Annotated in this window: 15 protein-coding genes; 1 reads left to right on the top strand and 14 read right to left on the bottom strand. The window is 68.5% G+C overall.

Annotation, left to right across the window (positions count from 1 at the left end):
• Position 1: 1 nt before the first annotated feature.
• The 9 genes from infA to hisG form a co-directional block, all read right to left on the bottom strand.
• Complete coding sequence (gene infA / locus U1872_RS09140; protein ID WP_010162480.1) at positions 2-220, bottom strand: translation initiation factor IF-1; 219 nt, start codon at positions 218-220, stop codon at positions 2-4.
• 188 nt (positions 221-408) lie between these two features.
• Positions 409-2,364: an alpha/beta hydrolase family protein gene (locus U1872_RS09135; RefSeq protein ID WP_332792567.1), complete on the bottom strand. Its 1,956-nt coding sequence runs from the start codon at positions 2,362-2,364 to the stop codon at positions 409-411.
• Positions 2,365-2,595: 231 nt separating this feature from the next.
• On the bottom strand, positions 2,596-4,752 hold the full coding sequence (locus tag U1872_RS09130; RefSeq protein ID WP_332792566.1) for a sodium-translocating pyrophosphatase: 2,157 nt from the start codon (positions 4,750-4,752) through the stop codon (positions 2,596-2,598).
• 103 nt (positions 4,753-4,855) lie between these two features.
• A complete protein-coding gene (gene thiL, locus U1872_RS09125; protein ID WP_332792565.1) occupies positions 4,856-5,770 on the bottom strand; it encodes a thiamine-phosphate kinase in 915 nt (304 codons plus the stop codon).
• A 112-nt stretch (positions 5,771-5,882) separates the two neighbouring features.
• Positions 5,883-6,602, bottom strand: coding sequence for a hypothetical protein (locus U1872_RS09120; protein WP_332792564.1), 720 nt, complete (start codon positions 6,600-6,602; stop codon positions 5,883-5,885).
• Positions 6,599-6,775 carry a DUF4169 family protein gene (locus U1872_RS09115; RefSeq protein WP_332792563.1) on the bottom strand — a complete coding sequence of 59 codons (177 nt, stop codon included), beginning with the start codon at positions 6,773-6,775 and terminating at the stop codon, positions 6,599-6,601. Before U1872_RS09115 ends, U1872_RS09120 begins: the two co-directional genes overlap by 4 nt.
• 2 nt (positions 6,776-6,777) lie before the next feature.
• Complete coding sequence (gene nusB / locus U1872_RS09110) at positions 6,778-7,248, bottom strand: transcription antitermination factor NusB (protein ID WP_332792562.1); 471 nt, start codon at positions 7,246-7,248, stop codon at positions 6,778-6,780.
• Between the two features lie 101 nt (positions 7,249-7,349).
• Positions 7,350-8,636, bottom strand: a complete 1,287-nt coding sequence (gene hisD, locus U1872_RS09105; protein WP_332792561.1) for a histidinol dehydrogenase — start codon at positions 8,634-8,636, stop codon at positions 7,350-7,352.
• 46 nt (positions 8,637-8,682) lie between these two features.
• Entirely contained in the window at positions 8,683-9,345 is a 663-nt protein-coding gene (gene hisG, locus U1872_RS09100; RefSeq protein ID WP_332792560.1) for an ATP phosphoribosyltransferase, read from the bottom strand.
• Between the two features lie 63 nt (positions 9,346-9,408).
• Between hisG and U1872_RS09095 the strand changes: the two genes are divergently transcribed.
• The gene (locus U1872_RS09095) at positions 9,409-10,509 is read left to right on the top strand and encodes a DUF2332 domain-containing protein (RefSeq protein WP_332792559.1); all 1,101 of its coding nucleotides are present in this window, start codon (positions 9,409-9,411) and stop codon (positions 10,507-10,509) included.
• A gap of 162 nt (positions 10,510-10,671) precedes the next feature.
• On the opposite strand, the gene U1872_RS09090 is transcribed toward U1872_RS09095, so the two are convergent.
• The 5 genes from U1872_RS09090 to U1872_RS09070 form a co-directional block, all read right to left on the bottom strand.
• Positions 10,672-11,559, bottom strand: a complete 888-nt coding sequence (locus U1872_RS09090) for an alpha/beta fold hydrolase (protein WP_332792558.1) — start codon at positions 11,557-11,559, stop codon at positions 10,672-10,674.
• A 121-nt stretch (positions 11,560-11,680) separates the two neighbouring features.
• The gene (locus U1872_RS09085) at positions 11,681-12,583 is read right to left on the bottom strand and encodes a pirin family protein (RefSeq protein WP_332792557.1); all 903 of its coding nucleotides are present in this window, start codon (positions 12,581-12,583) and stop codon (positions 11,681-11,683) included.
• The gene (locus tag U1872_RS09080; RefSeq protein ID WP_332792556.1) at positions 12,580-13,023 is read right to left on the bottom strand and encodes an NUDIX hydrolase; all 444 of its coding nucleotides are present in this window, start codon (positions 13,021-13,023) and stop codon (positions 12,580-12,582) included. The genes U1872_RS09085 and U1872_RS09080 overlap by 4 nt, the downstream gene beginning before the upstream one ends.
• Positions 13,020-13,736, bottom strand: a complete 717-nt coding sequence (locus U1872_RS09075) for a glutathione S-transferase (protein WP_332792555.1) — start codon at positions 13,734-13,736, stop codon at positions 13,020-13,022. Before U1872_RS09075 ends, U1872_RS09080 begins: the two co-directional genes overlap by 4 nt.
• The gene (locus U1872_RS09070; RefSeq protein ID WP_332792554.1) at positions 13,733-14,053 is read right to left on the bottom strand and encodes a BolA family protein; all 321 of its coding nucleotides are present in this window, start codon (positions 14,051-14,053) and stop codon (positions 13,733-13,735) included. The genes U1872_RS09075 and U1872_RS09070 overlap by 4 nt, the downstream gene beginning before the upstream one ends.
• Between the last annotated feature and the right edge of the window lie 25 nt (positions 14,054-14,078).

The following is a 14,078-nucleotide window of genomic DNA, read 5'->3' as shown; positions in this document are numbered from 1 at the left end:
ATCACTTGAAGCGATAGGTGATCCGCCCCTTGGTCAGATCATAGGGCGTCAGCTCGACCAGCACCTCGTCGCCGACGAGCACGCGGATGCGGTTCTTGCGCATCTTGCCCGCAGTGTGACCGAGAATTTCGTGATCGTTCTCAAGCTTCACGCGGAACATGGCGTTGGGCAGAAGCTCCACCACCTGGCCGCGCATTTCGAGCAGTTCTTCTTTTGCCAAACAAACCTCTGAGGATGTGGGTGATCTTGTGCGCAATTCGCGAAGCGCGGCGCATAGCCGAAGATGCCCGAAAAGGAAAGCGGCGCGGCTTCCGGCGGCGCGGGGGTGCCTCCTGGCAGGCGTAGGGTGGTCGAACATCCCGCATCGATCGCCGAAAGTCGCACCTTCCCGACCGGTTCGAGCGCCGCTCAGGCGGGGTTGTTCTCCTTGAGGAAGGTTTCGAGCTCGGTGAGGAACTGCATCCGGTCGGCCTCACGCGAGAAATGGTGGTCGCCGAGCGGCTGCTCGACATAGCGGTACGGCTTGCCCGCCGCCTTGAGCCGCGCGACCATGCTGCGCGATTGCGCGACCGGCACGACGGTGTCCTTCTTGCCGTGGAGGATCAGGATCGGCATCGCGAAATGCACGGCGTCGTAGACCGGCGAGACCCCCTTGAGATCGGGTGCCTGGTCGCGGAAATAATCCTTGGCGCGGCCGCCGTTGAGGAACGCCCCGTCATAGCGCAGCATCGCGGGCATGTCGGCGACGCCGGCATAGGACACCGCGCAGCGATAGACGGCGGCATCGCGCGCGGCGGCGCGAAATGCGGCATAGCCGCCATAGGAGCCGCCGACGATACAGACGCGCTTGGCGTCGACTAGCCCGCTATCGGCCGCCCATTTGACCGCGTCGGTCAGGTCGTCCTGCATCGCCAGGCCCCATTGCCCGCGGCCCTTTTTGGTGAAATCGCCGCCATAGCCCGACGAGCCGCGATAATTGGGCTGGAGCACGGCATAGCCACGGCTGGCGAGGAATTGCGCCCACCAGTCCCAGCTTTCGTCGTCGCGCGCGAACGGGCCGCCATGTGGCATCAGGATCAGCGGAAGGCCCTTGGCGGGCTTGCCGCGCGGGACCGTCAGCACCGCTGAGATGTCGAGCCTGTCGCGCGCCTTGTAGTGGATCGTCGAGACCGGCGCGTAAGCGGATACGCCGAGCGTCTCGTTGAGCGTGGCGAAGATGCGCATCACGCCGTCCTCGGGGCGGAAGACATAATAAGCGCCAAGCCGATCGGCGCCGCCGACGCGCACCAGCAGCACGCTGAAGTCGCGGCTCCACGACACGATCTGCGCGGTGCGCGTGCCGATCGCGGCGTCGATCTTGGCCTGGACATCGGCAAGCTTGGGGTCGACCCAATGCGTGCGTGGGCGCGTATCGGTGTAGCGCACCCCGACCAGTCGCGACCCGCCATCGCCGGTGATGACGCTATCGATGTCGTAGCCGGGAATGCCGAACAGCTTGGGGCCGGTCTGGAGCGTAGCGAGATCGAGCGGATAGAGCGCGTTGAAGCCGTCGGCATCGTCGAAGGCGAGCGCCTTGCCGGGTTCGGGAAGGAAGACCGCGGGGGTGTTGCCGAGATCGGCATCGCGCCCGCGCGCCCGGCTGACGGTCCGGAAGCTTTGCTTGGCGGTATCGCGGTAGAGCAAGCGGTAGCTGCGCGACGAATCCTCATAGCCCATGCCGAGCCGGACGGTCCCGGCGGGATCGGCATACCAGTCCATCACGGTCTCGACCGAGTGCTGGACGAGCGTGCTGCGGCCGTTGGTGACGTCATAATCGCGCACTTCGGGCCAGAAGCCAGCCGTGTCGCTGTAGATCGAGGTCTGCAGCGCGATCCGCACGTGGGGGCTGCCATCCTGCGCGATCCACAGCACGTCGTCGGCGCTTTGTGCTGCGTCGTTCTGGCCGAGCATGTTGATTGTCTTGCCGTCGGCGCTGATGCCGAGCGTGCGGCGCAGATACCAGCTGTCGCCCTGGACCGGCGCGGTGCTGCCGATCTGCGCGATCAGCCAGTCGTTGTTGACCCATGACCAGCCGTTGATTTCGGACGCGCCCGGATCGATAATCCCGATATGCTTGACGTCGTCGAGGGTGATGATGGCGAGGCGCTGCTCGCCTTTGAGCGCGAGCTTGGCGGCGACGCGCTTGCCGTCGGGCGACAGCTTGGGCGATTCCATGAAGGGAAGCTGGCCGAAGCTGGCGGCGGGGATCGGCGCGGTGGCCGCGCGGGGCGGGGGTACGGGCGTGGGTTCCGACGCGGCGAGCGGGCCGGCCGCGACCAGCGCCGTGCAGCTGAGTAATCCCCGAAAACCCCGATATCGCATCATGTTGTCCCCCGACAAGCGACTGTGTCGCCGGCTTCACCTTAGCGCTGTGCCGGGGCTAGGCAAGGTGGCGGGGGTAGGAGGCTTGGGGGGCTTAAAAGACTGTCACCCCGGCACAGGCCCTGGGTGACAGAAGGGGAGTGGAAGACGCAGAAGGGGCGTCGTGGCAAAGCCACGCCGTCGGTCGGGGGCGTCGGGCGCCCCCGCCGGCCGGTCGCGCTTGCTGAGCTTTGCTCAGCCTGCGCTCGCGGCGAGAGCCGCGAGCAGCAGCAGCGCGACGATATTCGTAATCTTGATCATCGGGTTCACCGCCGGCCCCGCCGTGTCCTTGTACGGATCGCCCACCGTGTCGCCCGTCACCGCGGCCTTGTGCGCTTCCGAGCCCTTGCCGCCATAATGACCGTCCTCGATATATTTCTTGGCATTGTCCCACGCGCCGCCGCCCGATGTCATCGAGATCGCGACGAACAGCCCCGAGACGATCACCCCGAGCAGCATCGCGCCGAGCGCCGCGAAGCCCTCGGCCTGGCCGGCGACCGCGGTGATCACGAAATAGACCAGGATCGGCGAGAGCACCGGCAGCAGCGAGGGGACGATCATCTCCTTGATCGCGGCGCGCGTCACGAGATCGACGGTGCGCGCATAATCGGGGCGGCTGGTGCCCGCCATGATCCCGGGATTGTTGCGGAACTGCGCGCGCACCTCCTCGACCACCGCGCCCGCCGCGCGGCCGACCGCGGTCATCCCCATCGCGCCGAACAGATAGGGCAGCAGCGCGCCGAGCAGCAGGCCGACGATGACATAGGGGTTGGACAAAGCGAAATTGACCACCAGGTCGGGGAAATCGCGCCCGAGATCGGAGGTGTAGGCGTTGAACAGGACGAGCGCTGCGAGCGCGGCCGAGCCGATCGCATAGCCCTTGGTCACCGCCTTGGTGGTGTTGCCGACCGCGTCGAGCGCATCGGTGCGGTGGCGGACGTCGTCGGGCAGGCCCGCCATCTCGGCGATGCCGCCGGCATTGTCGGTGACCGGGCCGTAGGCGTCGAGCGCGACGACCATCCCGGCCTGCGCGAGCATCGCCGTGGCGGCAAAGGCGATGCCGATCACGCCCGCGAGTTGATAGGCGGCGACCACCGCGACGACGATGACGAGCGTGGGCAGCGCGGTCGACTCGAGGCTGATCGCGAGGCCCTGGATGACGTTGGTGCCGTGGCCGGTCTGCGACGCCTTGGCGATGCTGCGGACGGGCCTGAAGTTGGTGCCCGTATAATATTCGGTGATCCACACCAGCAGCCCGGTGACGGCGAGCCCGATCAGCATCGACCAGAACAATTGCATGCCTGTGAAGCTGGCGGCGGCGAGCCCGGCGACCGCCTCGGAGGTCGCGCCGTCGAGGAAGGCGTTGCCACCGATCACCGCATTCATGTCGCCGAGCACGTAGCGCGTGACGAGATAGATGGCGGGAACCGACAGCAGGATGCTGACCCAGAAGCCCTTGTAGAGCGCGCCCATGATCGACTCGCGCTTGCCCAGCCGGACGAAATAGGTGCCGATGATCGAGGTGAGGATGCACGCGCCGCCGACCGCGAGCGGGAGCGTCATCACCTGCAGCAGATGGTCGGCCTGGCGCAGCGCGAGCGCGACCGAGATCATCGTCACGCCGATCGTCACGACATAGGTTTCGAACAGATCGGCCGCCATGCCGGCGCAATCGCCGACATTGTCGCCGACGTTGTCGGCGATCGTCGCGGGATTGCGCGGGTCGTCCTCGGGAATGCCGGCCTCGACCTTGCCGACGAGATCGGCGCCGACGTCGGCCGCCTTGGTGAAGATCCCGCCGCCCAATCGCGCGAAGATCGAGATGAGCGACGCGCCGAACGCGAGCGCGGTGAGCGCCTTGACCACGACGGGCGCGCCGGCGTTGACGCCGTTCGCGCCGGCGAGGAACCAGAAGGTCCCCGAAATGGCGAGCAGCCCGAGCCCGGCGACGAGCAGCCCGGTGACCGCGCCCGAGCGGAACGCCATCGTCAGCCCGCCCTGCAGCGAGGTGCGCGCGGCCTCGGCCGTGCGGACGTTGGCGCGCACCGAGATGTTCATGCCGACATAGCCCGCCACGCCCGACAGGATCGCGCCCAGCGCGAAGCTCAGCGCCGAGACGGGCGTGCGCATTCCGTCGAGGAAGACCCAGACGAGCGCGAGCACGATCACGCCGACGATCGCGATCGTACGGTACTGGCGGCCGAGATAGGCCTTGGCGCCTTCCTGGATGGCGGCGGCGATGTCCTGCATTTTTTCGTTGCCCGCGGGAGCGCGGAGGACTTGGGCGGAGGTGAGCAGGCCGTAGGCGACTGCGATCAGGCCACAGATGATGGCGGCATAGACGATCGTCATGCGTTTCCTTTCCCATGGATTTATCGGTGGGACGGTACGCGACAGCGGCCCCCACGCTTGGCCGGCAGACTAGCGCTGCGGCGGGGCTTGGCAAGCGCGCGTCTCAGCCGTGCTGGAAGCCGAGCGTGGCGGGAAGCGGGAGCGACGCGCCTGCGTGCGTCAGCGCGAGACCACTGCCGGCGGCGAAAGCCCCGATGCGGGTGGCGGCGACGGGTGGGACGCGGTCGGCGGGGAGGGCGAAGAGCAGTTGATAATCGTCGCCCGCGGTGGCGGCGGCGAGGCGGCTTTCCGGGGTGTCGCCGGCGTGTGCGCGATACGCGCCGGAGAGCGGCACGTCTTCGAGATCGATCGTGACGGCGAGGCCGCTTGCCGCCGCCATCTGCTGCGCGTCGATCAGCAGGCCGTCGGACACGTCCATCATCGCGCTGACGTGGGGGGCGAGCGCCTGGCCCTCGGCGAGGCGCGGCTGCGGGCGGCGATAGGCGGCGAGCAGTGCGGCGGGCCCGCGCTGGCCGTGCGCGATCGTGAGACCGGCGCCGGCATCGCCGATCGTGCCGGTGACGTAGAGCGCGTCGCCCGCCTGTGCGCCGCTGCGGGTTGGCGCGTGGGCGGCGTCGCCGATCGCGGTGAGCGTGAGGACGCGCGGCGCATGCAGGGGGAGCGACACGGTGTCGCCGCCGAGGATCGGCGCGGCGAAGGCGGTCAGCGCTTCGCCGAGTCCGGCGAGGAAGGCGCTGTCCCAGTCTGCCGGATCACCGGGCGTGGGGGTCCGCAGCGGATAATTGAGCATCACCCCGACCGGCGCCGCGCCCTTGGCCGCGAGATCGGACAGGTTGGTCGCGACCAGCTTCCACGCGACGTCGCCCGGCGGATCGCTCGCGAGATAATGCACGCCCTCGACCAGCGTATCGCTGGTGAGCACGAGCCGCCCGAGCCGCGCCGCATCGTCTCGCAGGCCGAGCGCACCGGGATGGAGCGGGAGGATGCGCAGGGCAGCGATAAAATCGGCTTCGGTCATGTGAGCGGTCTAGCCGTGCGCAGGGCGCTTGTCTGCGGACGGCTCGCCTTCGTCCGCGCCTGCCCGGGCGGCTTCCCGACGCGCCGCTGGTTCGTTGCGGCGGGTATCCGTTTCAGAAGCGCAATCGGTTCAATCGATCGGCCCATAGAATGCTCACCTGCGCCGGATCGAGATGGTGATCGGTTGGGTCCGGATGCCGCCATTTGTCGTCGAGCACGCCGGTCTGGGCGTTCAACACGCTATCGAGCAGATCGACATAGCACAGGCCCCGCGACGTCGCCTCTTGGCGCAGTCGTTCGTTGTAGCGCTGCGTAAGGCGCGTCCGCTCCAACAAGGAAGCGGTAACCTCGCGCCGCGCATTCGCGACATCGCCCCACGCCTGACCGTCGCGGATCGTCGGGGGCACCGCGCCGGTTACCACAACCGTCGGATAGCCCTTGTCGAGCAGCTCATCGACGAAGCTGAAATAGCCCGCGACCGCCGCCTCCAATTGGTCTTCGACCGGCTCGGCATTTTTCGTCGCGCGATACCAGATGACAAAACCGCAATCGACCTCGCCCAGCTGTATTACCGGGATCACCGCCCGCCGCAGCGGCAGCAGCGTCTCGCGGAAGATTGCGATCGCGTCGGTCTTCGAATTCGGATTGCGCAAGCCGACTGCGGTGGCGCCCGCAACAACGGTGACCTGACAGGCGCGTGCCAGCATGCCCGCTTCGGCAGCAAAGCGGATCGCATCGGCATGGCTGTCGCCGACCACTCGCCACTGCATGTCGTCCGTCACTGTCGCGGTGGCGGCCAACCCCGGCGCGCCGCTATTTGCCGACGCGTTCAATGATCGCGCTTCGCCCCGTCGAGCTTATGCTCGAAGCGGGCGACCTCGACCGCGGCGCGCTCGCGCTCGGCCTTGCTGCGGCCGAAGGCGGCGCGGTTGGTGGCGGCGGTCGTCTCGGCGGTGTCGCGGGCGCGCGCCTTTCGCGCGCGGCGGAGGTTGACGACATCGCCCATGCTTACGCGCGGACGTCCTTGGCGATCGCGTCGAGCAGGCCGTTGACGAAGCCCGCCTCGCGCTTCTCGAAGAAGGCGTGTGCGACGTCGACATATTCGGTGATGACGGTGCCGACCGGCACGTCGGCGCGGGCGAGCAGCTCGTAGGTGCCGGCGCGCAGGATCGCGCGCATCGCCTTGTCGAGCCGCGCGAGGTTCCAGCCCTTGGCGAGCTTGGCGGCGATCGTCGTGTCGATCTCGGCAAGGCGGGCCTCGGTGCCCTTCACGACGTCGTCGAAGAAATCGACCTCGGGCTCGGCATATTCGGCATCCTCGATCGTCGCGCCGAGGCGGTGATTGTGGAATTCGTTGAGGAGCTGCGCGACGGGCGTTGCTTCCATGTCGTGCTGGTACAGCGCCTGGACGGCGGCGAGACGGGCGGCGGCGCGGGCTTTGGAGCGCGCGGCGGTGCGGGGCGTGGCGTGGGAGGACATGTCGCGCGCCTTAGGGGAAAAAGCGGGGAACGGGAAGATTGGTGTGTGGGGGGGCGTCGCAGCAAGCGCGCCCCTCCCCTTCAGGGGAGGGGCTTAGTATCTCAATCTAGCCGGAGCGCAACCGAGCGGGCGTGGGCGGGGAGGCCTTCGGCTTCGGCCAAGGCTACCGCGGCTGGGCCGATTGCCGCGAGACCCTGCGGCCCGAGCTGCAGGAAACTCGTCCGCTTCATGAAATCGAGCACCGACAGCCCGCTGGCGAAACGCGCGCGCCGCCCGGTCGGCAGCACGTGGTTCGGCCCCGCGACATAATCGCCGATCGCCTCGGGCGTGTGGCGGCCCATGAACACAGAGCCCGCATGGCGCACCTTGTCGAACAGCGCCTGCGGATCGTCGCACGCGAGTTCGAGATGCTCGGCGGCGAGGCGGTCGACCAGTGGCAGCGCTTCTTCCAGCGTGCGCACGACGATGATCGCGCCGTTCGCGTCCCACGCCGCGCGCGCGACCTTCGATGTCGCGAGCGTTTCGATCTGGGCGTCGACCTCGGCGGCGACCGCGTCGGCGAAAGCGGCCGAGTCGGTGAACAGGATCGACTGGCTGGTCGGGTCGTGCTCGGACTGCGAGAGCAGATCGGCGGCGATCCAGTCGGCGCGGTTCTCGCGGTCGGCCACGACGACGATCTCGGAGGGACCCGCCACCATGTCGATGCCGACGACGCCGTAGAGCTGGCGCTTCGCCTCGGCGACCCAGGCGTTGCCGGGGCCGGTGATGACGTCGACCGGCTTGATCCGGTCGGTGCCATAGGCGAGCGCGGCGATCGCCTGCGCGCCGCCGATCCGCCACAGCTCGTCGACGCCGACGATGTGCGCGGCGGCGAGCACCAGCGGGCTGACCTCGCCGTCGGGGGTGGGCGTGACCATGACGATGCGATCGACGCCGGCGACCTTGGCGGGGATCGCGTTCATCAGCACCGACGACGGGTACGCCGCGCGGCCGCCGGGGATGTAGATCCCGGCATGTTCGATCGCATTCCAGCGCGCGCCGGTACGGATGCCGTTGGCGTCGGCGCTATCGGTGCCCTGCGGCTTCTGCTTCTCGTGATAGGTGGCGATGCGCGCTGCCGCGAGTTCGAGCGCGGCGCGGAGATCGGGGGCGAGGCCGTCGTACGCGGCGCGCCATTCGCTGGGGTCGATCTGCCAGCCGGTGGCGTCGAGATCGTGGCGGTCGAAGCTCTTTGTGTAGGCGTGGACGGCGGTGTCGCCTTCGTCACGGACGCGCGCGATGATCGCGCGGACGTCGCGCGCGACGTCCGCGTCGGCTTCGCGGCGGGCGTTGACGAGCGCGGTGAAGTCGGCGGCGAAGGTTGGGGCGGTGGTGGTGAGGCGGATCATGACGTGCTCCCCTCCCGCTTGCGGGAGGGGAGGAGGAAGAAGCTGCTCATGCCGCCATCTCCTGCGCAACGGCGCGCCGGAACGCCTCGACCAGCGGCACGACTTCGCCGCGCGTCTTGAACGCCGCGCGGTTGACGATCAGCCGCGAGGTGACCTCGCAAATCACCTCGACCTCGACCAGGCCGTTTTCCTTCAGCGTACGGCCCGACGACACGAGGTCGACGATCCGCGGCGCGAGGCCGAGCAGCGGCGCCAGCTCCATAGCGCCGTTGAGCTTCACGCACTCGGCCGACACGCCGCGGCGCGCGAAATGCGCTTCGGTCACGTGGGGGTATTTGGTCGCGACGCGGACATGGCTCCAGCCGCGCGGATCGTCGTTTGCGGCCATGTCGGCAGGCTCGGCGACCGACAGGCGGCAATGGCCGATGCCGAGATCGACCGGCGCGTAGAGCTCGGAATAATCGAACTCCGCGAGCACGTCCGACCCGACGATGCCGAGCTGCGCCGCGCCGTGCGCGACGAAGGTCGCGACGTCGAACGCGCGGACGCGGATCAGGTCGATTCCGGGGGTGTTGGTGGTGAAGCGCAGCGCGCGGCTGTTCTCGTCGCTGAACGCGGCTTCGGGGACGATTCCGGCGCGTTCGAGCAAGGGGATCGCTTCGGCGAGGATGCGGCCCTTGGGGACGGCGATGATGATCGGGTCTGCCATAGCGCGGGCTTTACTTGGCGGTGGGGGTGGGCGCAACAACGCGACCGAGGGAGAAAATCGATCATGGCCGATGAGCAGACCAATCGTGACGCGTTCCGGATCCAGCAGCATTATTGCGAGGCCAATGCCGCGCCGGTCTATGGCCGGATGTGCGCGGCGATCGTCGATGGGCTGACGCGCGATACTGTCGTCGGGGCGCGGGTGCTCGATTGGCCGGGCGAGCCGACGCGCGATGCGTTGCCGTTGCGGTTGTTCGGGGGGCTGCATGCGCTGGTGCAGGCGGCGCGCGATGCGGAATTGGCGGCGGTGTATTCGGGGGCGGTGACCGAGCAGGGCGCGATCCTTGCGACGATCGAGCGGGTGCTGGACGATCATGAGGCGGCGCTGCTGCCGTGGCTCGACGGGCCGCCGCAGACCAACGAGCCGGGACGGTCGGCGGCGCTGCTGCTCGGCCTGCTCGCGATTGCGCGGGCGTGTGGGCCGCGGGTGGAGGTGCTCGAGATCGGGTCGAGTGCGGGGCTCAATCTGCTGATCGGGCGGTATCGCTTCGATCTTGGGGGTGCTTGGTTCGGGCCGGTCGAATCGCCGGTGACGATCACGCCGCGCTGGAGCGGGCCGGCGCCCGAGCCGGTGCCGCTCGAGATCGTGTCAGTGCGCGGGTGCGACGTCGCGCCGATCGATGCGACCGATCCGGCGGTTGCGGCGCGGCTGGCGGCCTATGTCTGGCCCGAGACGCCCGAAAGGCTCGCGCGGGTGCGCGCGGCGGTGGAGATGGTGCGCGCGCACGGCGTTTCGCTGGAGCGGGCGGATGCGGCGGACTGGATCGAGGCGCGGCTGGCCGAGCCGCAGGAAGCGGGGGTGACACGCGTGCTGATGCATTCGGTGGTGTGGCAGTATTTGCCCGAGCCGGTGGCCGAGCGCGTGCGCGTGGCGATGGCGGCGGCGGCGGCGCGCGCGACGGCCGAGCGGCCGCTTGGGTGGGTGTCGATGGAGCCCGATCGGTCGGTGGGGCACCAGGTGGTGCGCGCGCGGTGGTGGCCGGGGGCGGGGGAGTGGGCGACGGTAGCGACGAGCCATGCGCATGGGACTTGGATTGATGCGGGGGCTGGCGCGGGGGCAGCGCCTTTGGTGGATTTGCCGGAGGGCGCGAAGGTTCGGGTGTGACCTTTTAAATCCTCCCTCGCGAAGCGGGGGAGGGGGACCGCCAGCCTCTTTCAGGCTGGTGGTGGAGGGGGCGTTCCGCGAGCGTAGCGCTTGTGGCGGCCCCCTCCACCACCCTGCTGAAGAAGCCGGGCGGTCCCCCTCCCCCGGTTCCCGGGGGAGGATTTAGGCGGCTTCCCATTCCTTGATCGCGGCGACGATCGCGTCGGGGTTCTCCCAGGGCACGAAATGCCCGGCATCGACTTTTACCACCGTGAGATCGGGCACGAGCGTCTCGAGCCCCTCGAGCTGGCTCGGCAGCAGTGCAGCATCGCCAAGGCCCCACACCACCAAGGTCGGCTGCGTCACCGGCGGGAAGGCACCGTCGAGGAACGCCGGGCGCGGCGGGGTCTCGTCCATCGCGGGGACGAGGATCGGGCTTGCGCGGTACCAGTTGAGCATCGCGGTCATCGCGCCGGGTTGGCTCCATTGGTCGAGATACACGGGCTTCTCATCGGCGATCTTCGCGAAATCGGTGTGGCGCAGGAAGCTGTTGTCGAAGAAATTCGAGAGCCCGATGCTGTCGATATAGGTCTCGAAGCCCGGATTGCGGAAGGCGGTGATGTACTGGCTCGCCTCGCGTTGGGCCATGTCGTCGAACAGCGTGCGCTGGAAGACGAACGGGTGCGGCGCGTTGACGATGACGAGGCGCGTGATCCGCTTGGGGTTCTGCAGCGCCGCCATCCACGAGATCGCGCCGCCCCAGTCGTGGCCGACGAGTGTGAAGGTCGCGATCCCGAAATAGTCGGCGAGCGCGAGCAGGTCGGCGACCATCTTGTCGGGGGTGTAGTCGCTGATTTCGGCCGGCTTGGAGGAACGGGCGAAGCCGCGCTGGTCGGGGGCTAGCACGAAATGGTCGGTGGCGAGCTGCGGGATGACGTGGCGCCAGGTGCGGTGCGATTCGGGGAAGCCGTGGAGCAGGATTAGGGGCGGGTGCGCGGGCGAGCCGGCGGTGGCGACGTCGAGCTCTACGCCGGTCGGAAGGGCGATTCTGTTCAGGGTGAAGTCGGTCATTTTGATACTCCCCTCCCGCTTGCGGGAGGGGTCGGGGGTGGGCGCCCGGCCTCCACGTGCGGTTCGTTTCGATAGCGCGAGCCCACCCCCAGCCCCTCCCGCAAGCGGGAGGGGGGAGGCATTACGGATAGCTGACCGTCTTTGGCACGGCCGGGATCGGGATCCACTCCTTGTCGTCGCCGGGCACTTTCGGAAACTCGCCAGCGGTCCAGGCGCGCTTGGCTTCGTCGATCCGGTCGCGGCGCGAGGAGACGAAGTTCCACCAGACGTGGCGCGGCGTGGTGAACGCCTCGCCGCCGCACAGCATCGCGCGCGCACCCGTCGTCGAGCGCAAAGTGGCGGTGGTACCGGGCTTGAGCACGTAGAGCGTCATTGGCTCGAGCGTCATGCCATCGAGCGTCGCCTCGCCGAGCGCGATGTAGAGCGCGCGTTCGTCGGCGTCGGCGTCGATCGGGATCGCGCCGCCCGCGTCGAGCACGATGTCGGCGTAGATCGTCTCGGCATAGGTCGTGGTCGGCGCGGTGGCGCCCCACAGGCTGCCCATCACGACGCGCGCACGGGCGTTCGACACCTCGACCGTCGGCAGATCTGCGCGCGCGACATGCTCGAACGCCGGCGCCATTTCCTCGTCCTTCTCGGGCATGGCGAGCCAGGTCTGGATGCCCGACAGCTCGGGGCCGTCCACACGCTCGGCCTCGGGCGTGCGTTCGGAATGGACGATGCCGTGGCCTGCAGTCATCAGATTGACCGCGCCGGGCTCGATCACGACGTCGCTGCCGAGCGAATCTCGATGCCCGAGTGCGCCGCCGAACAGATAGGTGACGGTCGACAGATTGATGTGCGGATGCGGGCGCACGTCGATCCCTTCGCCCATGCCGAGTCGCGACGGGCCCATCTGGTCGAAGAAGATGAACGGCCCGACCATCGTGCGTGGCCGCGACGGCAAGGTGCGGTGGACCTTGAAGCCGCCGAGATCGTGCGTGACAGGCGTGATCGTCTGCAGGATGAGGTCGTCGTTGGTCATTGCGGGCGCTCCAGCGCGTCGAGGATCGCGGGGAGATCCTCGGGGAAATAGGGTTCGCTCGCCGCGGCGAGTTCGTCGCGCGTGAACCAGTGGAAGCGCGTCATGACGCGCTGTTCGAGCGCGGTGTGGCCACTCGTGTCGACCGCATCGTGCGGCGCGCGGACGTGGAAATAGCGCTCGTCGGCGCTGACCTCTACGCCCTCGATCGTAAGGAACTCGGCATGGCGTTGCAGCACTTGCGGCCCGCACTCGAGATCGAGCCCGGTCTCCTCGCGCAGCTCGCGGCGCGCGGCGGCTTCATAGCTTTCGCCCGGATCGACCGCGCCGCCCGGCGTGCACCAGAAGGGCGGGCGATCGTCGGGATCGAAGCGGAACAGCAGCACGCGGTCGGCTTCGTCGAGCAGCAGGATACGCGCCGCTGGGCGCAGGGCGCGCGTCATGCGGCGTCGAGCTCGGGATAGTGGCGGAAGATGCCCGTTTCGTTGAACGCCAGCCGCCGGTCGCTCTTGAGATAGGCGTGGATGCCCGGCAGCTCGGCGACGAGATCATGGATACGGATCACGCCCGGATAGTCCTGCTCGATCGCCGCCATCCGCTTGGGGAACATGTAGCGGAGGCCCTCGACCAGCTGGAACAGCGATGTGTCGGCATAGGTCCAGCGATGGTCGATCAGCCACTCGCCGGGGTTGGCATTGGCGGCGCGCTCGAAATAGCCGAGGAATTTGGGGATGCGCTCGGTGCGGAATGCGGCGGCGGCGATCAGCGCGGCGTCCTGCTGGTCCTCGTAATAGGCATTGCCGTCGAGCGGGTGGTGGACGTTGTGCGCCTCTGCCACCACGTCGGCGATCGTCAGCTGGAGCTGGTTGAGCCACAGCCGGTCGGCGATTCCCGATGCGCCGATCTGGTGATGGTCGCCGAGGAACAGCAGGATGTTGGCGACTTGCGCGATGACCAGACCGTCCATCTCGAGATAGGGCGGCGCGAACGGGCCGCGCTCGGTGGCGAGGCGTTCCATGTCGTCGAGCATCGCCTCGGCGCCCTGCGTGCGCGCGCAATCGTCATAGGCGATACCCGCCGCCTCGAGCGCGAGCCGGACGAATTCGCCGCGCCCCTGCAGGTCGGGCCAATACCATATTTTGTAGCGCGTGCTCATTCGCCCGGCGCCCGCGCGCGGATCGCGAGCGCGTGGATGCGGTCGCGCAGCAGGTCGGCGAGCGCGGTGTTGACGAGGCGTTGCCGCGCGACGCGCGACAGGCCGGCAAAGGCGGGCGATTCGACGCTCACGCTGAAATGCGATTCGCCGGTGCCGTCGTCGCCGAGATGCCCGGCATGCTGTGCGCTGTCGTTCGACACCTCGAGCGCGGTGGGGTCGAGCGCGGCGGCGAGGCGCTCGCGGATCTCCTCGACCAGCGGTCGCGAATTCGGGCCAGTAATCGGGGCGGGGGCGGGGGCGGTGGCAGGGTCGGTCATCGCGCCTATATAGGCCGCTTTTGCA

Origin of the sequence: Parasphingomonas frigoris (assembly GCF_036663815.1) — a bacterium.
GTDB lineage: Bacteria > Pseudomonadota > Alphaproteobacteria > Sphingomonadales > Sphingomonadaceae > Sphingomonas.
Note: the sequence above shows the minus strand (reverse complement) of the source record. Positions and strands in the feature narration are given on the sequence as shown.